This is a genomic window from Streptomyces sp. NPDC001222 (assembly GCF_042896945.1).
GTDB classification, from domain to species: Bacteria; Actinomycetota; Actinomycetes; order Streptomycetales; family Streptomycetaceae; genus Streptomyces; species Streptomyces gibsoniae.
The window spans coordinates 96,610-115,847 of record NZ_JBIAXT010000017.1 but is presented as its reverse complement, the minus strand read 5'-3'; the positions used below and the strand labels follow the sequence as shown (position 1 = coordinate 115,847).

General features: G+C 71.5%; 18 protein-coding genes and 1 riboswitch. Of the genes, 4 read left to right on the top strand and 14 right to left on the bottom strand.

Annotation, left to right across the window (positions count from 1 at the left end):
• Nucleotides 1–34 precede the first annotated feature (34 nt).
• The 4 genes from ACFY2Z_RS23050 to ACFY2Z_RS23035 all read right to left on the bottom strand — a co-directional run bounded on the left by ACFY2Z_RS23050 (nucleotide 35) and on the right by ACFY2Z_RS23035 (nucleotide 4,518).
• Nucleotides 35–181, bottom strand: a complete 147-nt coding sequence (locus ACFY2Z_RS23050; protein WP_390745969.1) for an SCO1431 family membrane protein — start codon at nucleotides 179–181, stop codon at nucleotides 35–37.
• Between the two features lie 173 nt (nucleotides 182–354).
• The gene (locus ACFY2Z_RS23045) at nucleotides 355–1,725 is read right to left on the bottom strand and encodes a peptidase C39 family protein (protein WP_390745968.1); all 1,371 of its coding nucleotides are present in this window, start codon (nucleotides 1,723–1,725) and stop codon (nucleotides 355–357) included.
• A 245-nt stretch (nucleotides 1,726–1,970) separates the two neighbouring features.
• The gene (locus tag ACFY2Z_RS23040; protein WP_390745967.1) at nucleotides 1,971–3,512 is read right to left on the bottom strand and encodes an amino acid permease; all 1,542 of its coding nucleotides are present in this window, start codon (nucleotides 3,510–3,512) and stop codon (nucleotides 1,971–1,973) included.
• A 49-nt stretch (nucleotides 3,513–3,561) separates the two neighbouring features.
• A complete protein-coding gene (locus ACFY2Z_RS23035) occupies nucleotides 3,562–4,518 on the bottom strand; it encodes a hypothetical protein (RefSeq protein WP_390745966.1) in 957 nt (318 codons plus the stop codon).
• A 336-nt stretch (nucleotides 4,519–4,854) separates the two neighbouring features.
• On the opposite strand from ACFY2Z_RS23035, the gene ACFY2Z_RS23030 reads away from it, so the two are divergent.
• Both ACFY2Z_RS23030 and ACFY2Z_RS23025 read left to right on the top strand, forming a co-directional pair.
• A complete protein-coding gene (locus tag ACFY2Z_RS23030) occupies nucleotides 4,855–5,361 on the top strand; it encodes a uridine kinase (protein ID WP_390745965.1) in 507 nt (168 codons plus the stop codon).
• 430 nt (nucleotides 5,362–5,791) lie between these two features.
• Nucleotides 5,792–7,648: an AAA family ATPase gene (locus tag ACFY2Z_RS23025; protein WP_390745964.1), complete on the top strand. Its 1,857-nt coding sequence runs from the start codon at nucleotides 5,792–5,794 to the stop codon at nucleotides 7,646–7,648.
• A 59-nt stretch (nucleotides 7,649–7,707) separates the two neighbouring features.
• Here ACFY2Z_RS23025 and ACFY2Z_RS23020 read toward each other — a convergent pair whose 3' ends face one another.
• From ACFY2Z_RS23020 to ACFY2Z_RS22980, 9 genes are all read right to left on the bottom strand, one after another.
• The gene (locus ACFY2Z_RS23020; RefSeq protein ID WP_390745963.1) at nucleotides 7,708–8,778 is read right to left on the bottom strand and encodes a hemolysin family protein; all 1,071 of its coding nucleotides are present in this window, start codon (nucleotides 8,776–8,778) and stop codon (nucleotides 7,708–7,710) included.
• A complete protein-coding gene (locus tag ACFY2Z_RS23015; RefSeq protein WP_390745962.1) occupies nucleotides 8,775–10,112 on the bottom strand; it encodes a hemolysin family protein in 1,338 nt (445 codons plus the stop codon). The genes ACFY2Z_RS23020 and ACFY2Z_RS23015 overlap by 4 nt, the downstream gene beginning before the upstream one ends.
• Nucleotides 10,113–10,346: 234 nt before the next feature.
• Entirely contained in the window at nucleotides 10,347–10,811 is a 465-nt protein-coding gene (locus ACFY2Z_RS23010) for a PH domain-containing protein (protein WP_390745961.1), read from the bottom strand.
• A gap of 14 nt (nucleotides 10,812–10,825) precedes the next feature.
• Nucleotides 10,826–11,674 carry an ATP phosphoribosyltransferase gene (gene hisG / locus ACFY2Z_RS23005; protein ID WP_390745960.1) on the bottom strand — a complete coding sequence of 283 codons (849 nt, stop codon included), beginning with the start codon at nucleotides 11,672–11,674 and terminating at the stop codon, nucleotides 10,826–10,828.
• A 50-nt stretch (nucleotides 11,675–11,724) separates the two neighbouring features.
• The gene (locus ACFY2Z_RS23000) at nucleotides 11,725–11,997 is read right to left on the bottom strand and encodes a phosphoribosyl-ATP diphosphatase (protein ID WP_311695937.1); all 273 of its coding nucleotides are present in this window, start codon (nucleotides 11,995–11,997) and stop codon (nucleotides 11,725–11,727) included.
• 34 nt (nucleotides 11,998–12,031) lie between these two features.
• Entirely contained in the window at nucleotides 12,032–12,517 is a 486-nt protein-coding gene (ribH, locus tag ACFY2Z_RS22995) for a 6,7-dimethyl-8-ribityllumazine synthase (RefSeq protein WP_390745959.1), read from the bottom strand.
• Nucleotides 12,518–12,536: 19 nt separating this feature from the next.
• Nucleotides 12,537–13,826 carry a bifunctional 3,4-dihydroxy-2-butanone-4-phosphate synthase/GTP cyclohydrolase II gene (locus tag ACFY2Z_RS22990; protein WP_390745958.1) on the bottom strand — a complete coding sequence of 430 codons (1,290 nt, stop codon included), beginning with the start codon at nucleotides 13,824–13,826 and terminating at the stop codon, nucleotides 12,537–12,539.
• The gene (locus ACFY2Z_RS22985) at nucleotides 13,823–14,467 is read right to left on the bottom strand and encodes a nicotinamide riboside transporter PnuC (protein WP_390745957.1); all 645 of its coding nucleotides are present in this window, start codon (nucleotides 14,465–14,467) and stop codon (nucleotides 13,823–13,825) included. The genes ACFY2Z_RS22990 and ACFY2Z_RS22985 overlap by 4 nt, the downstream gene beginning before the upstream one ends.
• Nucleotides 14,464–15,063 (bottom strand): riboflavin synthase, encoded by a 600-nt coding sequence (locus ACFY2Z_RS22980; RefSeq protein ID WP_390745956.1) that lies wholly within the window; start codon nucleotides 15,061–15,063, stop codon nucleotides 14,464–14,466. The genes ACFY2Z_RS22985 and ACFY2Z_RS22980 overlap by 4 nt, the downstream gene beginning before the upstream one ends.
• Before the next feature lie 146 nt (nucleotides 15,064–15,209).
• Nucleotides 15,210–15,340: riboswitch (FMN riboswitch) on the bottom strand.
• A 334-nt stretch (nucleotides 15,341–15,674) separates the two neighbouring features.
• Here ACFY2Z_RS22980 and ACFY2Z_RS22975 point away from each other — a divergent pair.
• Together ACFY2Z_RS22975 and ACFY2Z_RS22970 are read left to right on the top strand one after the other, a co-directional pair.
• Nucleotides 15,675–16,559: an RNA polymerase sigma-70 factor gene (locus ACFY2Z_RS22975; RefSeq protein ID WP_390745955.1), complete on the top strand. Its 885-nt coding sequence runs from the start codon at nucleotides 15,675–15,677 to the stop codon at nucleotides 16,557–16,559.
• Nucleotides 16,560–16,647: 88 nt separating this feature from the next.
• Entirely contained in the window at nucleotides 16,648–17,406 is a 759-nt protein-coding gene (locus ACFY2Z_RS22970; protein WP_390745954.1) for an SDR family oxidoreductase, read from the top strand.
• A gap of 432 nt (nucleotides 17,407–17,838) precedes the next feature.
• Here ACFY2Z_RS22970 and ACFY2Z_RS22965 read toward each other — a convergent pair whose 3' ends face one another.
• Entirely contained in the window at nucleotides 17,839–19,101 is a 1,263-nt protein-coding gene (locus tag ACFY2Z_RS22965) for an ROK family transcriptional regulator (RefSeq protein WP_390745953.1), read from the bottom strand.
• Nucleotides 19,102–19,238: the final 137 nt, after the last annotated feature.

The following is a 19,238-nucleotide window of genomic DNA, read 5'->3' as shown; positions in this document are numbered from 1 at the left end:
GGCCGAAATGTTCAGGAAGGTCGGGACGCCCGGGTCACAGCCAGCCGAGCTGGGTGACTAGCATCGCGAGGACCACCACGAGGACCCAGCCCACGATGTGTTCGAGGATCTTCGGCCCGTCGTCCCGGGGACCGCCCGTGCGGGCGCGGAGTCGGGCGGCGGCGGCAGAGATGGCGGTCATGGCGGCTCGCTGGTCTTGGCTCGTGCGGTGGACTCCCCCTTCTGTCCACCCTGCCACCGGAATGAGCGGGTGCGGCGGAGACCTTGGTCACAGGCCGGGGGCGGCGTCGTCGCGCACGCAAAGGCCCCCACCGTGACGGGGGCCTCGGGGACGGTGGCGGGGGCGCTTCCGGGTCAGCGCACGCCCACCGTCGCCAGCGCCTTGCGCTGCTGGGCGGTCGGGTGTGCCGGGAAGTACAGGTAGCAGACCCCGCCGGGGCCGGAGACGACCTTGCCGGAGGCGTTGTACCGCTTGGTCCTGAGCCAGATGTTCTCGAACTCCCGCCGCCGGTAGACGCGCCGTACCGCGTTGTCGTCGGGCGAGGCCGGGTCATTGGCGATCACATCGCCTGCGGCGGTGAAGCCGATCACCGTCATCAGATGGCCCGAGGTGCCGTACCCGGCCCCCGTCAGCTCCTCCTTCAGGAACGACTGGGACGTGATCACGGGGATCCCCGCCGCGACCAGCCGCTCCAGATCGGTGAGCGAGGAGAGCCGGGTGACCACGGCCTGGAGGTCCGTGAACGTGGCCGCGTAGGCCGCGTTGAACGGCCAGTTGCCGCAGCCCTCGTACTGGTAGTCGTAGGTGGAGCGGGCCGCGTGGCAGACCTGCGGGTCGGCGTACGAGGGGTCGACCCAGGACAGCTGCTCGGGGGTGAGGCGCCCGCCCCGGTACTCGAGGATCATCTGCGAGGAGGTGGGGCTGCACCACGCCTCGCCGCCGTTGTCGTACTCGGGGTACTGGCCCTTGTGGATCTCCTGCGAGTAGCGCGGGACGGCCAGCTCCCGGGTGAGGCCCGGGGTGGAGGCCGGGACGGTGAAGCGGTCCGGGACGTCGGAGCCCATGGCGCCGAGGCGCCACACGGTCGGCGTGAGCCGGGTGCCCGGCCTGCGGTAGAGGGTCAGGCGCAGGCGGTACGACACCAGGCGCAGGCCCGAGGCCGCGTCCGTGACGGCGAAGGTGTCGGTCGAGATGCTGCTCTTGCCGTCGGTCTGGCCGTCGACGGAGGTCCGCCGGATGTCCTGGTCGCCGGCCGCCCAGCGGCCCATCACGTACCAGGGGGTGTCCGTGCCGTCGGAGTAGGTGCCCCGCAGCTCGACCTGGAGCCAGGTGCCCGCGGGGGTCTGCGCGTTCCAGGAGGCGACGGCCTCGGTGGACGGCACGGACAGGCGGTGCACCGGGGAGATCCAGGTGGCGTACTCCCAGCTCGCGGTCTTCCCGGTGTGCGGGTCCGGGTAGTCGGTGCGGCCGGCCGGGGTGGCGATCACCACCCCGGGGCGGGCGCCGGCGAGGGCCCGGACCCCTTGGCCGGCGCCGCTGCGCCAGTCGGAGTACGTGGTCCAGGCGCGGTAGTCCACGGGGCGCGGGGGTTCCTCCGCCGGTCCGGTGGCCGGACCCGCCGGGGCGGCCGCGGCCGCCGGACTCGTGACCGCCCCGGTCACCGCGGCCACGGCGATCGCGGCGGCGAGGAGGGTTCTGCGGGACGGCTCTGAAGCTCTGCTCATCTGTCGAGACCCCCAGGTGTCCTGAAGCGATGGTCCGGACGCACGGTGTGCGCCAACTATGGCGGCCGTACGGGGAGTACGCCACCGCTTCGGCCCTCGGCGTGTCCACCACTATTGGTCCCGACCACTGGCGGGACCTGGGGCTTTCGTGCCCGGCGGACGCACGCGGGTGCCGGGCACCCCGGCGCGCCCGGCGGGTGGACACGAGAGTCGCGCACCCCGCCGGACGCGGCGCCGGGTGTCCCTCAGACGAGGTCCATCGCCGCCACCTCGTCCGGGCGGCCGTAGCTGACCGGCCCCTGGAAGCGGCGGCGCGCGGTGGCGAACCACCACGCCGTGGCGACGACCAGCACGGCCCCGAGGGCGATCGGGGCGTAGTTGAAGGAGTCGACGGTGATCGGCGAGGCCTGGGGCAGCATGAACAGCACGCTGCTCAGCAGGATCCAGGCGACGGCGACCACCCCGACCGGCCGGCTCCAGCGTCCGAGCTGCCAGGGCCCGGGGTGGAATTCGGCGCCGAGCCGGAGCCGCAGGAAGATCGGCACGGCGTAGGCCAGGAAGAGCCCCACGACGTTGACGCTGACGATCGCCGTGAACGCGGTGTGGGACCACCAGCCGGGCAGCACCAGGGCGAGCGAGCAGACGACCGCGAGCCACACCGCCTTCACGGGGGTACGGGTGCGCGGCGAGACCGAGTGCCACCAGCGGGAACCGGGCATCGCGCCGTCCCGGGAGAAGGCGAAGATCTGCCGGGTGTTGCTGGTCAGGTTGGCCAGGCCGCAGAAGAGCATGGCGCCGATGACGATCAGCAGCAGCGCCTTCGCCGCGCCCGTGCCCAGCCCGTCGATGAGGATCTGTACGGGCGGCGCCGAGGAGCCGGCCACCTTGGCGTAGTCACCGATGCTGTACACCAGGGCCAGCATGAGGACGAGCCCGGTGGCCGCCGACCAGGCGATGGAGCGGGTGATGCCCCGGGGCGCGTTGACCGTCGCCCGGACCGTCTCCTCGGACATGTGGAAGCTGCCGTCGAAGCCGGTGAAGGTCCAGCTGGTGACGAGCAGGCCGAGCATGCCGCCGTAGAGCCCGTTGGTGAAGCCGGTGTTGTTCACGAAGTGCGTCACGAACGAGGCGGGCCGGTGTTCGTCGGGGCCGAACGCCAGGGCGCCCACGATCACCCCGAGGCCGATCAGCAGCCACCACACGGAGATCCGGTTGAGGACCGCGACCAGACGCACCGTGTAGGTGTTGGCCAGCCCCTGGAGCACGATGATCAGCGCCGTGATCAGCACGGTCTGGTGTGCGGTGGGCCGGTAGGAGGTCCACTGCAGGGCGATGAACGCCTGGATGAAGGTGGCGGCCGCATATCCGGTGGCCGCGGTACCGCCCACCTGGCCCACGAAGTTCAGCCAGCCGGTGTACCAGGACCAGGCACCCTTGTGCCGTCGGGCGAGTTTTCCGGCGGAGAAATACAGGGCCCCGCTGGTCGGATAGGCGGATGCCACCTCCGCCATCGCGGCGCCGATGAAAAGCACCATGACGGAGACCCCGATCCAGCCGAAGACGAGAATGCGGGGTCCGCCCGCATTCATGCCGAAGCCGAACGAGGAGAAAATTCCGGAGAGGATGTTGATGATGGTGAAGGATATGGCGAAATTGTCGAAGGCCTGGAACCTTCGGGTGAGTTTCCGCGGATATCCCATCGCGTGCAGGGTCGCGTCGTCGTCGATCGCGACGGGATCCCGGCCCGCACGGCGTCTCGTACGGGGCAGCGACGTCCGTTCTGACACAATCGGACCCTTTCTGTGTGGGGGGTGGACCGATGGACGGAGAGACGGATCAGGGGGCTCCCGGGACGGGCAGTCCGCAGGTGCGACGGGCGCGCGAGAGCTGTTCCTCGGGGTCCCCGAAGACGCTCCACGGCATACGGGAGGCGTAGGGCCCCATGGCCATAAGGACGGCGCGCGCCTCGAACACGCACTGGGCCATGACCAGCGCGTGCGCGAGATACGCCAGGTCGAGCACCGGTGTGAAGCGGTAACCGGCGACCTGGGGCAGCCAGTTCTGGTAGACCGCGAGCGCGGTGGACCGCCACTGGGGCTGTTCCCAGACCCGGTCGGCGAGCGACTGCGCCGGGTTGTAACTCTCCACGAGCGCGACCAGGGGCAGCAGCCGCAGCGCGGAGGTGACGGGCGCCCGCTGACCGAGGAAGGCGGCGACGTCCCAGGCGGCGTTCACCGAGCCCCGGTGGCGGGCGAAGAAGTAGGCGAGAAAACGGTGGTGGCCCTCGCGGTGGAAGGGGTCGAGCCGCAGGATGTGCGAGAACAGCTCCCAGGGGCCCGGCGGCGCGGTGAGCAGCCCGTGCGGCGCGGGTTCACGGATCTCGTGCAGTCGCGCGAGCGACATTCTGGCCACCCAGGGAGTGGGGTCGTGCGGTGCCATGACGGTGGCGCGCGCACAGGCCTTCAGCGCGATGTGCTCCAGCGGACGGGCCCGCTCGTCGTGGGCGTCCGCGGCCCGCAGCGCCCGCAGCGTGGCCACGCGTGCCCAAAACAACGCGGCCTCGGGGCCGGGCTCCTCGGCGAGCCAGCGTTCGGCCAGGTCGGAGTCGGCGGCCTCGGAGGCGAGCACCAGGGATCGATGGGCGCGCAGTCCGGGGTCGTCACGCGTCTCGGCGAGCAGTCCGTGGGCGCCCAGATAGCGGCCGGCCCGTACTTCCACACATACGCTCGCCAGCTCACGGTCGTCGGCCGCCGGATGCCACACGTACTGCCCTGCGAATAACCCCGCGGCCATGCTCCCCTGTCCGTCCCCGTAACGACACCGGCGGTTGCGCATCTGCACCTTACTCACCATGCGGCACAAGCGGAATGCTCATTCCCGCCTCCTGGGCCGCGCCGGTGATTGATCAATGAACAGTTCAATGAGAGACCGATTTCCCGGACCGGGACCTCTGACGCGGTCGCGTAAAATGTCCTGCGGAAAACGCCCCTGTCCCTTCCACCCCTCGCAGGAATCGCCATTCACACGCTCGCCTCCCGTCTGCGGCGGCTGCCGCCGTCCTGCGGCCCCGTCCGCCTCGTCGGCGTCGACGGGCACGCCGGCTCCGGGAAGTCCACGTTCACCGGGCAGTTGGCAGCCGCGCTCGGTGCGCCGGTGCTGCACCTTGACGACATCGCCACCCACGAGGACCTCTTCGCCTGGACGGACCGGCTGCTGCGCGAGGTGATCACCCCGCTCGGCCGCGGCGAGAGCGCGCACTACCGGCCCTACGACTGGCGCACCCGCACCTTCGCCCCCGCCCGCACGCTGCCGCCCGCTCCGGTGGTCCTCGTCGAGGGGGTCGGCGCCGGACGCCGCGCGCTGCGCCCCCATCTGCGGCACCTGCTGTGGATGGAGATGCCACGCGAGGAGGCCTGGGAGCGCGGACGCTCCCGGGACGGCGAGGAACAGAGCGCGTTCTGGGCCGGATGGACGGCGGCGGAGCGACAGCACTTCGCCGAGGACCCCTCGCGACCGTACGCCGATCTCCTGGTGCACCAGAGGCCGATGGGTTATCAGGTGGTGCGCGGACCCGCCGGGACCTCTGGTCCGGACCACGAGATCACCGACAGTGACGGATCCACGCCGTTGTGCTGAACTCGTGAAGGCCCTTGCGGACGAACTTCCTTGAGGGCTTCAGGTCGGCTTGACCCGGGGGCCGGGCAGGACTTACGTTCTCAATGTGCGGTTTCGAAGCCGCCCTCAGACGCGAAGCCCCCGGTTGTTCCCCCGTGATCGGGGGCTTCGTTCTGCCCTGGACACCCTTTTCGGGCGCCGCGAGGCGTGATCCGCTCACACTCGGTCACCATCCGTAGTGCGCCCGTCGCCTCCCACCTCGTCGAACGGCTCGTGCGGCACCCTTCGGTGCGCCACTCCCCCGCAGGTACGATGCCTCTCGGTGCGACCATCGGACAGCCGCTTCGCGCACTGTTCCAACTCCGGTCCGCGGTACAGCGGTTCGAGCACAACGGCCGACGGGCACGGGCCCGGCGGTGAACCAACGGGGGCACGGTTTGTGGGGGACGTGATGGACTTCGGCACGCGGGGCCCCGAGGCTCCGGCCGACCTCGCCTGGGTGCGAGGCGTCGACGCCTACACCATGGGCGCCTATCCGCAGGCGGAGGAGGAGTTCCGCGCGGCGGTCCGGATGGATCCCGGGATGGCCGACGGCTGGCTCGGGCTGCACGCGCTGCGCGTGGACACGACGACCGCGCTGCTGCGGATGTTCCGCCATCGCGACCGCTTCGGGGAGCAGCGGGCGCGGCACCGGCGGACGCTCAACTCCTGGTACTGGCTGGGCTGGTGGGTTCAGCCGGTGCTGGAGAGCCCGCGCGACCTGCTGCTCGCGCACGCCTCGCACTGGCTGGACGGCCGCCATGTCCCGGAGCTGGACCGGGCGCTGGCCGGGCTGCCGCCCGTCGACACCGACGCCCAGGTCCGCTTTCTGCACGCCTGCCGCGCCTACCTCGTCAAGGACTGGGAGCAGCTGGTCCGGCACACCGATCCGCTGATCGACGACCCGATGCTGGGTATCGAGGCCGGGCTGTTCGGCGGGATGGCCCGGGTCCGCCTGGAGATGTACGGCCAGGCCGAGCCGCTGCTGTCCGCCGCGCTGATGCGCTGCCGCAGCGAGCAGCCGCAGCGCAAGGAGCTGCGGTACTGGCTGGCCCGGGCGCACGAGGGCACCGGCCGTTCGGCGGCCGCGCTGCCCCTGTACCGGGCGGTGCACCGGGTCGACCCGGCCTTCATGGACACCTCCGCCCGGCTCGCCGCGATCGCCGAGGGCGACGGGTACGACGAGTCGGCCGACTTCACGTCGGTGGCGTTCGCCGGGGGCGGCGACGTGCTGGACGGGCCGGACTGCCTCGATCCCCTCTTCGGCGCCGAGAGCCGGGAGGTGAAGCTGTCCGAGCCCGAGCCGCCGACGGGCCCGCTGCCGGCGCAGAACGATTTCGTACGGGAGAAGGCCACACCTCCGGCGCCGCCGCTGCCGACGGGCCCGACGGATCCGGCGCTGCTGGAGGAGGCCCTGACCGAGCTGGAGCGGATGGTCGGCCTGGAGCCGGTCAAGCGCCAGGTGAAGGCCCTGTCGGCCCAGCTGAACATGGCGCGGCTGCGGGCGGGCGAGGGGTTACCCGTACAGCCGCCCAAGCGCCACTTCGTCTTCTCGGGCCCCTCGGGCACCGGCAAGACCACGGTGGCGCGCATCCTGGGCCGGGTCTTCTACGCGCTCGGTCTGCTCGGCGGCGACCATCTGGTGGAGGCGCAGCGGGCGGACCTGGTCGGCGAGTACCTGGGCCAGACCGCGGTGAAGGCCAATGAGCTGATCGACTCGGCGATCGGCGGCGTGCTGTTCGTGGACGAGGCGTACTCGCTGTCCAACTCGGGCTACGGCAAGGGCGACGCGTACGGCGACGAGGCCCTGCAGGTGCTGCTGAAGCGCGCGGAGGACAACCGGGACCACCTGGTGGTGATCCTCGCCGGCTACCCGGAGGGCATGGACCGCCTGCTGGCCGCCAACCCGGGCCTGTCCTCCCGCTTCACCACCCGTGTCGACTTCCCCTCCTACCGGCCCCTTGAGCTGACCTCGATCGGTGAGGTCCTGGCGGGCGAGAACGGGGACGTCTGGGACGAGGAGGCGCTGGACGAGCTGCGCTCCATCGCCGGTCATGTCGTGGACCAGGGGTGGATCGACGAACTCGGCAACGGACGGTTCCTGCGGACGCTGTACGAGAAGAGCTGTGCCTACCGGGACCTCCGGCTGAGCGGATACTCCGCGATCCCCAACCGGGACGACCTGTCGACCTTGCGGCTCCCGGATCTGATGCAGGCCTACGGGGAGGTCCTGTCCGGGCGCGGGCCGCACGATCCGTCGAGTCCCTGAACGGCGAGGGCCGGCGTCCGCGATCGCGGACGCCGGCCCCTGTGACCGAGAGCACGGTGTCAGCCGGCCACGGCTGCCCGCTCCTCCGGCATGCGCGGCTGGGGCGGGGCCTCCCGGTGGGCCGGGTCCCTGACCTCACCCACGAGGAGTTCCAGCACGTCCTCCAGGGCGACCAGACCGAGCACCCGGCCGGAGCCGTCGGCGACCGCTGCGAGGTGGGTGGCGGCGCGCCGCATCACCGTGAGCGCGTCGTCGAGCGGCAGCTCCGCCGCGAGCGTGATCATCGGGCGCCACAGCTGCTGCGGCACCGCCCGCTCGGACTCCTCCAGATCCAGGACGTCCTTGACGTGCAGATAGCCCATGAAGGCGCCGTTCTGGCCGACCACCGGGAAACGGGAGTACCCGGTGCGCGCCGTGAGCGCCACCACCTCGCCGGGGGTCACCGTGGGCGCCACGGTGACCAGCAGCGCCGGGTCGAGGAGGACGTCGGTCACCGGGTGTGAGCCCAGCTCCAGCGCGTCCCCGAGCCGCTCCTGCTCCCCGGGGTCGAGCAGTCCGGCCTGGCCGGCGTCCTCCACCAGCTGGTTGAGCTGCTCGCTGGTGAAGACGGCCTCGACCTCGTCCTTCGGCTCCACCCGGAACAGCTTGAGGATCAGCCGGGCGCAGGCGCTCAGTGCGACCGTCACGGGCCGGCACAGTCGCGCGAACGCGACCAGTCCCGGGCTGAGCCAGAGCGCGGCCTTCTCCGGTGCCGCCATCGCCAGGTTCTTCGGCACCATCTCGCCGATCACCAGATGGAAGAAGACGACGGCGGCGAGCGCGATCACATAGCCGAGGGGATGGACCATCCCGTCGGGCAGCTGCGCCGCCTCGAATATCGGTTCGAGCAGATGGGCCACCGTCGGCTCGGCGACCGCGCCGAGCGTCAGCGAGCAGACGGTGATGCCGAACTGGGCCGCGGCCATCATCTGCGGGAGCCGCTCGAGGCCGTAGAGCACCTGACGGGCCCGGGCGGTGCCGAGCGGCTCGATCTGGCTGCGCCGCACGGACACGAGCGCGAACTCGGCGCCGACGAAGAACCCGTTCACCAGCACCAGCAGTGTGGCGAGCACGAGTTGGAGCAGGCTCATCGCACCGCCTCCGCGACCGGTGCGGGGGCGTCCGCGAGCTTCACGAGCCTGACCCGCTCCGCGCGGTAGTGCTCCACCTGGCGCACCGTGAGCCGCCAGCCGGGCAGCTCGGCCCGGTCGCCGGGCGCCGGGATCCGGCCGAGGAGATCCGCGACGAGTCCGGCGACGGTCTCGTAGGGCCCCTCGGGCACGTCCAGGCCTATGCGCTTGAGGATGTCGACCCGGCAGCTGCCGTCGGCCTCCCAGGCGGGACGCCCGTCCTCGGGCGGCGCGACCGCGAGTTCCGGCAGGTCCTGTACGTCGTGCTCGTCACGCACCTCGCCGACGAGTTCCTCGACGATGTCCTCCAGGGTGACGACACCCGCCGTGCCGCCGTACTCGTCGACGACGACCGCGATGGGCTGCTGGCTGCGCAGCAGCTCCAGGAGGGGCTGCACCGGCAGGGTCTGGGGGACGAGCAGCGGCGTCTGGGCGATGCGCACCACGGGGGTGCGCAGCCGTTCGTAGGCCGGCACCGCGAGGGCGTCCTTGAGGTGGACCATGCCGACGACCTCGTCGATCTTCTCTCGGTAGACGGGGAAACGGGACAGTCCGGTGGCCCGGGTCAGATTGACCACGTCCTGGGCCGTGGCGGACGACTGCAGCGCGCTCACCTTGACCCGGGGGGTCATCACATGCTGCGCGGTCAGCTCGCCGAGGGACAGGGTGCGCACGAACAGGTCGGCCGTGTCCTGTTCCAGCGCCCCGGCCCGCGCCGAGTGCCGGGCCAGGGAGACCAGCTCCCCGGGCGTACGGGCGGAGGCCAGCTCCGCTGTGGGCTCGACGCCGAGCGCGCGCACCAGCCGGTTGGCGACCGTGTTGAGGGCCGCGATGACGGGCCGGAACAGCCGGGAGAACAGATGCTGGGGGCCCGCGACGAAGCGGGCGACCTGGAGCGGCCGGGACACCGCCCAGTTCTTGGGGACCAGCTCACCGATCACCATCTGGGCGGCGGACGCCAGCAGCATGCCGACGACCACGGCTATGCCGTCCGCCGCGCCGTCGGGGATGCCGACGAGGCCCAGGGGGCCCCGCAGCACCCGGGTGAGCGCGGGTTCGGCGAGCATGCCGACGAGGAGCGAGGTGATGGTGATGCCGAGCTGGGTGCCGGAGAGCTGGAAGGACAGCTCCCTGAGCGACTCGACGACCGTACGGGCCCGTGCGTCGCCGCCGGCCGCGGCCTTCTCGGCGTCGGCCCGTTCGACCGTGACCAGTCCGAATTCGGCCGCGACGAAGAATCCGTTGGCCAGGATGAGCAGAAGGGCCGCCCCGAGGAGCAGCAGAGCGAGGGTCATGATGCCGCCGCCTCCGCGTCGACGCGTACCGCAGGAGAGCGGTACGCGCTATGTCGGCAGGGGGCGGCGCAGGTACTACAGGACGATCCGTCCATCGCCGGAGGGAGTCACTCCTCGGGTAGCAGGAACCCCTGAGCACCGGGCGGAGCCTCAGGGGCGGAGGCGCAACAGGAACGCCTCTCCCACCAGATTAATCAAGATTCCGTCGTATGTGTCGGGCAGGACCGCCCGGAGTCAGTCCTGATGTCGCTCGACAGCGGCCGTGGAGCGGGCCTCGGCGAGCGCGCGCAGGGTGCGCGCGTCCTCGATGGCCCGCTGCTTGGCGATGCCCGGCTGGATGCCGAGCGCGGGCAGGCTGGTGCCGTCGCTCAGGTTCAGGAACACCCAGGGGTCACCCGGACGCAGGTTGACCTGAAGGATCTCCGCCCAGTCCAGACGGCGTCGGCTTGCGATGTTGACGACGGTCACCCCGGATTCGTCGGCGACGACCTTGGGCCGGGCGAGCAGCAGCAGGATGCCGCAGAGAAGGGCCCCTGTGAACACGAAGCTGACCCGTTCCCCGGCGGTGAGCGTCTCCAGCAGCAGGGCGACCGCGGTGATCACGGCGAACATCGCGATTCCCGCGGTGACCAGCACGGCCCGGGTGCGGGCGGGGCGGAAGGTCACGGGGAGGGCGGGCAGGTGTGACAGATCCGACATCGGTGTGCGATCCCTCACAGACGGCAGGCGTGGATCGCCGTGGTCAGGATGGCCCGGGCGCCGATGGCGTACAGGTCGTCCATGATCCGCTGGGCCTCCTTGGCCGGGACCATGGCGCGGACGGCGACCCAGCCCTCGTTGTGCAGCGGGGAGACGGTCGGGGACTCCAGGCCCGGCGTCAGGGCGACGGCCTTCTCCAACTGCTCGACCCGGCAGTCGTAGTCCATCATCACGTACGTCCGGGCCACCAGGACGCCCTGCAGACGGCGCAGGAACTGCTGGACCTTGGCTTCCTCGGCGTCGGCGCCGGTGCGGCGGACGACGATCGCCTCGGACTTCATGATCGGCTCGCCGAAGACCTCCAGGCCCGCGTTGCGCAGCGAGGTGCCGGTCTCGACGACGTCCGCGATGACCTCGGCGACACCGAGTTCGATGGCGGTCTCCACGGCGCCGTCCAGGTGGACGACGGAGGCGTCGACGCCCTGGTCGGCGAGGTGCTTGGCGACGATGCCCTCGTAGGAGGTGGCGACCGTCATGCCCGCGAGGTCCTCGACGCTGCTCGCGGTGCCGGGCTTGGTGGCGAAACGGAAGGTCGAGCGGGCGAAGCCGAGCGGAAGGATCTCCTCGGCGTTGGCGTCGGAGTCGAGCAGCAGGTCCCGGCCGGTGATGCCGATGTCGAGGCGGCCGGAGGAGACGTAGATCGCGATGTCGCGGGGGCGGAGGTAGAAGAACTCGACCTCGTTCTGCGGGTCGACGATCCTCAGTTCCTTGGACTCGCGGCGTTGCTGGTAGCCGGCCTCATGCAGCATCTCCGCCGCAGGGCCGGACAGTGAACCCTTGTTGGGGACGGCGATGCGCAGCATGAGGTCGGCTTCCTTTGCTCGTTACGTACGGAACTGGGGTGAGGGCTTGCTCAGAGGTGGGCGTAGACGTCGTCCAGGGAGATCCCGCGCGCCACCATCATCACCTGGACGTGGTAGAGCAACTGGGAGATCTCCTCGGCGGCCGCCTCCTTGCCCTCGTACTCGGCGGCCATCCAGACCTCGGCGGCCTCCTCGACGACCTTCTTGCCGATGGCATGGACACCCTTGCCGACCAGCTCGGCGGTACGGGAGCTGGCGGGGTCGCCATGGACGGCCTTGTGCTGGAGCTCGGTGAACAGCTCCTCGAACGTCTTCTTGGACATGGTGGTGCTAACCCTACGCGCTCCGGACGCTGTCTCAGTGCCAGGGCTCGGATACGGAGCGAAGCGTCGCGGCGGTCGCCACGGCCGCCGTCACGGCCTCGTGGCCCTTGTCCTCGTTGGAACCCTCCAGTCCGGCGCGGTCCAGGGCCTGCTCCTCGGTGTCGCAGGTCAGTACGCCGAAGCCGACGGGGACGCCGGTCTCCACGGACACCTGGGTGAGGCCCTGTGTGGCGCCCTGACACACATAGTCGAAGTGGGGCGTGCCGCCGCGGATGACGACCCCGAGGGCGACGATGGCGTCGTAGCCCCGGCCCGCGAGGACCTTGGCGGCGACCGGCAGCTCGAAGCAGCCGGGGACCCGCAGCAGTGTCGGCTCGTCGATCCCGAGCTCGCGCAGGGCCCGCAGGGCCCCCTCGACCAGACCGTCCATCACCTTGTCGTGCCACTGTGCCGCGATGACGCCGACCCGCAGGTCGCTCACGTTGCGTACGGACAGCTCCGGTGCACCCTTGCCGCTCACGTCTCTCCTCAGTGCTCTGTTACTGGTTGCCGCAGGCGGACACGGCGGTCGTGTCCAGCCAGGGCAGGTCGTGCCCCATCCGGTCCCGCTTGGTGCGCAGGTAACGGAGATTGTGTTCGCCCGCCTGTACGGGCATCGGCTCCCGCTCGGTGACCTTGAGCCCGTGCCGGGTCAACGCCTCCGTCTTGTCGGGGTTGTTGGTCATCAGACGCAGGCTGTGGACCCCGAGGTCCTCCAGGATCTGGGCGCCGGCCGCGTAGTCGCGGGCGTCGGCGGGCAGGCCCAGCTCCAGGTTGGCGTCCAGCGTGTCGCGGCCGCGCTCCTGAAGTTCGTAGGCGCGCAGCTTGGACGTCAGCCCGATGCCGCGTCCCTCGTGGCCGCGCAGATAGACCACCACACCCCGGCCCTCGGTCTGGATGCGCTCCAGGGACGCCTCCAGCTGGGGGCCGCAGTCGCAGCGCAGGGAGTGGAAGACATCGCCGGTGAGGCACTCGGAGTGCACGCGGACCAGGACGTCCTCGCCGGCGCCGATCTCGCCGTGGACGAGGGCGATGTGCTCGACGCCGTCGGTGGTCGACCGGTAGCCGTACGCCGTGAAGGCGCCGAAGGCGGTGGGCAGATGGACCTCGGCCTCGCGGCGGACCGTGGGCTCGGAGGTACGGCGGTAGGCGATCAGGTCCTCGATCGAGATGATCGTCAGGCCGTGCTTGCGGGCGAACGGGATGAGTTCCGGCAGGCGCAGCATGTGGCCGTCCTCGCCGGCGATCTCCACGATCGCGCCGGCCGGGCGCAGGCCCGCGAGCCGGGCGAGGTCGACAGCGGCCTCCGTGTGGCCGTTGCGGACGAGGACACCGCCGGGCTTGGCGCGCAGCGGGAAGATGTGGCCGGGGCGGACGAAGTCGCCGGGGCCCGTCTCTCCCCCGGCGAGCAGCCGCAAGGTGGTGGCGCGATCGGAGGCGGAGATCCCGGTGGTCACGCCGTGGGCACCGCTCGCGTCGACGGACACGGTGAACGCGGTGCGCATGGACTCGGTGTTGTGGTCGACCATCTGCGGGAGTTCGAGGCGGTCCAGTTCGTCGCCCTCCATGGGGGCGCAGATCAGGCCGCGACACTCGCTCATCATGAAGGCGACGATCTCGGGGGTGGCCTTCTCGGCCGCGATGACGAGGTCGCCCTCGTTCTCCCGGTCCTCGTCGTCGACGACCACGACCGGGCGGCCGGCCGCGATGTCGGCGATGGCCTGCTCGACCGGGTCGAGCGTGAAGTCCTCGATGTCGTCCATGCTGTACAGGACGGGCGCGGTCGTCATGCGTGGGCTCCTTCCAGAACGGGCCGCGCGGCGTTGCGGGAGCGCAGCCACCAGTCGCGCATGCCCCACAGGACGAGCGCGCCGTAGATGACGTAGACGAATCCGGAGAAGGCGAAGCCGTTGGCGAAGTTGAGCGGGACACCGACGGCGTCGACGAGCAGCCAGGCGAACCAGAACTCGACCATGCCGCGCGCCTGGGCGTACATCGCGACGATGGTGCCGACGAAGATGTAGGCGTCCGGCCAGGGGTCCCACGACAGCGACGGGAAGGCGGTGAACAGGCCCGCCACGGCGACCGTGCCCACGGCCGCTACGCCGACCAGGACCGCGCGCTCCGGCCAGGTGGCGAACCGCACGGCGACGTGGCCGTCCTCCGCCCGGCCCTTGCCGCGGCTCCACTGCCACCAGCCGTAGCCGGCGACGACCATGACCACGATCTGCTTGCCCGCGCTACCGGACAGATGGGCGGTCGCGAAGGCCGCGAAGAGGATGAGGCCGGACAGGAACTGGGTCGGCCAGGTCCAGAGGGAACGCCGCCAGCCGAACGCCAGAGCGACCAGGCCGATGATGTTGCCGATCATGTCCGACCACTTGATGTGCTGGCCGAACAGGACGAACGCCTCCGAGTTCAGCCAGTTCACCGGGTGGCTCCGTTCGCCAGCAGTCGCTCGACGTACTTGGCGACGATGTCGACCTCCAGGTTGACCGGGTCGCCGGGCTGCTTGAGGCCGAGCGTGGTCAGAGCCAGGGTGGTGGGGATGAGGCTGACGGTGAAGTAGTCCTGGGCCGCCTCGACGACGGTGAGGCTGATGCCGTCGACGGTGACGGAGCCCTTCTCGACGACGTAGCGCGAAAGCTCCGCGGGCAGCGCGACCTTGACGATCTCCCAGTTCTCGGAGGGCGTGCGCGCCAGCACCGTTCCGGTTCCGTCGACGTGGCCCTGCACGATGTGCCCGCCGAGGCGCGCGCCGACGGCGGTGGGGCGTTCGAGGTTGACCCGGGAGCCGACCGCGAGGGCGCCGAGGCTGGAGCGTTCCAGGGTTTCCGCCATGACGTCGGCGGTGAACTCGTCGCCCTCGTGCTCGACGACGGTGAGACAGACACCGTTGACGGCGATGGAGTCACCGTGCCGAGCTCCCTCGGTGACGACGGGTCCACGGAGCCGGAAGCGGGAGGAGTCGCCGAGATTCTCGACGGCGGTGACCTCACCCAGCTCTTCGACGATTCCGGTGAACACTTCCCGGGTCCTCCTGCCTCTGTAGGGCACGGACTCCGGGGCCTGTCGATGACGACAGCAGACACGAGCGAGAGCACCGGGACGACGCCGGACAGAGCCCGTCCCATGGACGAGCCGGTACGGCGGCGCGCATGAATGCCCGCCCGCCGCGCACTGCCTCCCATCCGGACTTTAACCGTCGGTCCAGGAATTTCACCTGGTCAACCGATCGCTGGAAGCGACCGGGTCGCGGACTGTAACCGCCGGTTCGGACTTTCACCGACCCCGGAGTGCGCTGCTTTTGGTACAGGCCCAGTGTGCCACGCTCGATCCGCGGCCATGTGGGTGAACCTGTGTGCGGTGCCTCACACGTTCAGGTGTGGTCTCTCCGGACTCGTCGAGCGGGCTCCGCCTCGCCCGACGGCGCGCCATCGCCACCCCCGCACCAGGGACAACACTCGCCCCATCGACGCCAGTTGACGAGTGGTCCATACCTATTGACGCTGCTGGTCTAGTCCTTTTAGTGTCGGCGGTCCCGGCGCGGTGCGCCGTCCCTGAACGGCCCGGCGGCGGTGACGAAGGCCCTTGCCCCGCCGCCGGGCTCTCACCGGGAGGTCTGCGAGGCTGGCGGCGTGACCACACACGCCGACGAGTTCGAGATCCACCGTTCCCGCCTGTTCGGCCTCGCCTACCGGATGCTGGGATCCGCCGAGGAGGCGGAGGACACGGTCCAGGACGCGTATCTGCGCTGGAGTTCGGCCGACCGGCAGGACGTGGAGCGGCCCGGGGCCTGGCTCGCCAAGGCCGTCACGAATCTCTGCCTCACCCGGCTCACCTCGGCGCGCGCCCGGCGCGAGGTCTACCCCGGGCCCTGGCTGCCGGAGCCCGTGGTCACCTCGGACGGCACCCTCGGACCACTGGAGTCGGCCGAACAGCGCGACGCCGTGTCGTTCGCCCTCCTGGTCCTGCTGGAGCGGCTCACCCCAGCCGAGCGGGCGGTGTACGTGCTGCGCGAGGCGTTCGCCTACGGCTACCGGGAGATCGCGGAGGTGCTGGACCTCGGGGAGGCCAACTGCCGTCAGCTGTACCGCCGGGCGGCACAGCACCTGTCCGCGGAGGGCACCCGGTTCGAGGCGGAACCCGAGCGTCAGGCCCGGCTCGTGGAGTCCTTCCTGACGGCGGCCCGCGACGGCGACGTGGCCAAGTTGGAGCAGTTGCTCGCGGCGGACGTCACCTGGTGGGGCGACGGCGGCGGCAAGGTCAGCGCGGCACGGCGGCCGATCGAGGGGCGCGAGAAGGTCCTGCGTGTCATGGCGATCGGGTTCCGGCGCTTCATCGCGCCCCTCGGCCTCACGGTCGAGGAGATCAACGGCGCCACGGCGCTGGTGGCCCGGGACGGCGACCAGGTCGTCGGGGTCATCGCCCTCGAGATCCACCACGGGGTCATCACTCAGGTGCGCGCGGTGATGAACCCGGACAAGCTGGCCTTCGTGAAGCGCCAACTCGGCGGCGCCTGAACATGTCACATTCGACGGGTGCTGTGCGGTCGTGGCGTCGAAGGGGCGTTCCGGAGGGGGGCGCCCCCACGCGAAGGGAGACAGCGGCATGAGCACGATCCTGGTGACCGGCGGTACCGGAACCCTCGGCCGGCTGGTCACCGAGCGACTGCGGGCGGACGGCCACGAGGTGCGGGTTCTGTCCCGGCACGCGCAGCCCTACGCCGTCGATCTGATCCGGGGCGGCAGCGGTCTGGAGGCGGCCGTCGCGGGCGTCGACACGGTGGTGCACTGCGCCAGCACGCCCCGCGGGGGCGACGAGCGGGCCGCCACCCATCTGATCGAGGCCGCGCGCCGGGCGGGGGTGGCCCATCTCGTGTACATCTCGATCGTCGGGGTGGACGCGGTGCCGATCGGCTACTACAAGGCCAAGCACGCCGTGGAGCGGCAGATCCAGGAGTCGGGCCTGAACTGGACGATCCTGCGGACGACCCAGTTCCACGATCTGCTGGTGCGGGTGTTCGAGACCATGGGCCGGCTGCCGCTGCTGCTGCTCCCGGCCGGGGTGAGCGACCAGCCGATCGCGGTGGCGGAGGTGGCGGACCGGCTGGCGGCTTCGGCGGCAAGCGGTCCGGCCGGGCGGGTGGCGGACATGGGCGGCCCCGAGGTGCGGACGTTCGAGGACCTCGCCCGCGCCTGGCTGCGGGCGACGGGACGGCGTCGGCCGGTCATGACGGTGCCGGTCCCGGGCAGGGCGTTCCGCGCCCTGCGTGCCGGTGGCCATCTGAGCCCCGGGAACGCCGTGGGCAAGGGCACGTTCAAGGAGCACCTCGTGGGGCGGTACGGGAGCGGGTCGGCGGCGCGCTGACCAGTTCGCGGAGGCCGTCCGCGGACTCGCGGACGCCTGCCTGCAGTTGGGCACGCCCCGGCGGGGGCGGTGCGCAGGGCCGACGGCGAGGCGCGGTCCGCAAGGCCGACGGTGAGGCGCGGTCCGCAAGGCCGACGGTGAGGCGCGGTCCGCAGGGCCAGCGGTGAGGCGCGGTCCGCAAGGCCAGCGGTGAGGCGCGGTCCGCAAGGCCAGCGGTGAGGCGCGGTCCGCAGGGCCGACGCCGAGGCGCGGTCCGCAGGGCCAGCGGTGAGGCGCGGTCCGCAGGGCCAGCGGTGAGGCGCGGTCCGCAGGGCCAGCGGTGAGGCGCGGTCCGCAGGGCCGACGCCGAGGCGCGGTCCGCAGGGCCAGCGGCGAGGCGCGGTCCGCAGGGCCAGCGGCGAGGCGCGGTCCGCAGGGCCCCGCGGCCTCCGGTCAGCGGGCCGGGGGCGCGAAGAGGTCGTCCTGCGCACCGTCCCGTGCGGTCAGCAGCGCACCGCGCAGGACCGCGCCGCCGCCCAGCGCACTCGCTCGCACCTCGGTCGGCAGCGGCGACATCCGGACCAGCCGTTCCTGGACGCGCCCGGCGAGCACCCGGCCGCCCGCCTGTCCGACCTCGCCGCCGAGCACCACGCAGCCGGGGTCGAGGACGGCGGTCACGGACGCGGCGCCGATGGCGAGACGGCCGGCGAGGGCGTCGAGGAAGCCGGAGGCGGTGTGCTCGTCCGGGACGGCGTCCTCGCGGCCACCGATGTCCCGGCCTGCCCCGGCGTCTCCGTCGTCGCCGGCCCCCCGGCCTGCCACCGCCCGCACGGCCCGGTGGACCAGCGCGGACGCAGCCGGGCCGTCGGCCTGACCCCCGGTCAACAGTCCGTGGGAACCGGCTAGTTCGGTGATGGCGGCTGCGCCCACCAGAGAGTGGAAGCCCCCTTCGCAGTCCGTCGCCGAGGGCAGGGTCGCGGTGCCCGGCACCGGCAGGAAGCCGATCTCACCGGTGCCGCCCGAGGCACCGCGGCGCAGGGCGCCGTCCAGCACCACGGCCGCGCCCGTGCCGTGTCCCAGCCACAGCAGCACAAAGGTGTCACGGTCGCGCGCCGCGCCCTCGCGCTGCTCGGCCAGCGCCGCGAGGTTGGTCTCGTTCTCCACGATCACGCGCGCGGGCAGCCGCTCCTGGAGCGCGGTGACCAGCCGGCGGTGCCATTCCGGCAGCCCGCTGGAGTCGCGCAGTTCGCCGGTGGCGGGGTCGATCAGCCCGGGCGCCCCGACCCCGACCGTGTGCAGCGACGCGGCACCGGCCTCCTTCGCGGTGCGCTCCACCAGCGTCACCGCCTGTTCCACCGCGGGCCCCGTACCGGTGTCGCCGCGAATGGGCACCGATGCCTCGGCGAGCACCTCGCCGAGCAGATCGGACACGAGGACGGAGACGCCACCGGTGCGCACGTCGAGGGCCGCAAGATGGGCGCGGTCGGCGACGATCCCGTACAGCCGCGCGTTCGGACCGCGCCGCTGCTCGCCCGACTCCCCCACCACCGTGATCAGCCCTGCCGCGGCCAGCCGTTCGACGAGGTCGGCGACCGTGGGCCGGGACAGTCCGGTGAGCTGCTTCAACTGCCCTGCCGTCAAGGGGCCTTCCTGCTGGAGGAAGCGCAGGGCGAGCCGGTCGTTGATGGCCCGGGCGGTGCTCGGGGATGCGGGCATACCGGGATCCTTCCAGATCGACGGGGCCTCGGGCGACGGAGCCGTAGGAGGGTCGGCTTCCTTCCTCACTCTATCTATCAGGCAGGGTTCCTGATAGTTTTCGCCGCGCAGCGGGGGCGGACACCCGGGGAGGGGCC

Coding starts and splice junctions, on each gene's coding strand:
- ACFY2Z_RS23050 (WP_390745969.1), bottom strand. CDS start 181: ATGACCGCCATCTCTGCCGCCGCCGCCCGACTCCGCGCCCGCACGGGC.
- ACFY2Z_RS23045 (WP_390745968.1), bottom strand. CDS start 1,725: ATGAGCAGAGCTTCAGAGCCGTCCCGCAGAACCCTCCTCGCCGCCGCG.
- ACFY2Z_RS23035 (WP_390745966.1), bottom strand. CDS start 4,518: ATGGCCGCGGGGTTATTCGCAGGGCAGTACGTGTGGCATCCGGCGGCC.
- ACFY2Z_RS23025 (WP_390745964.1), top strand. CDS start 5,792: ATGGACTTCGGCACGCGGGGCCCCGAGGCTCCGGCCGACCTCGCCTGG.
- ACFY2Z_RS23020 (WP_390745963.1), bottom strand. CDS start 8,778: ATGAGCCTGCTCCAACTCGTGCTCGCCACACTGCTGGTGCTGGTGAAC.
- ACFY2Z_RS23015 (WP_390745962.1), bottom strand. CDS start 10,112: ATGACCCTCGCTCTGCTGCTCCTCGGGGCGGCCCTTCTGCTCATCCTG.
- ACFY2Z_RS23010 (WP_390745961.1), bottom strand. CDS start 10,811: ATGTCGGATCTGTCACACCTGCCCGCCCTCCCCGTGACCTTCCGCCCC.
- hisG (WP_390745960.1), bottom strand. CDS start 11,674: ATGCTGCGCATCGCCGTCCCCAACAAGGGTTCACTGTCCGGCCCTGCG.
- ACFY2Z_RS23000 (WP_311695937.1), bottom strand. CDS start 11,997: ATGTCCAAGAAGACGTTCGAGGAGCTGTTCACCGAGCTCCAGCACAAG.
- ACFY2Z_RS22990 (WP_390745958.1), bottom strand. CDS start 13,826: ATGACGACCGCGCCCGTCCTGTACAGCATGGACGACATCGAGGACTTC.
- ACFY2Z_RS22970 (WP_390745954.1), top strand. CDS start 16,648: ATGAGCACGATCCTGGTGACCGGCGGTACCGGAACCCTCGGCCGGCTG.
- ACFY2Z_RS22965 (WP_390745953.1), bottom strand. CDS start 19,101: ATGCCCGCATCCCCGAGCACCGCCCGGGCCATCAACGACCGGCTCGCC.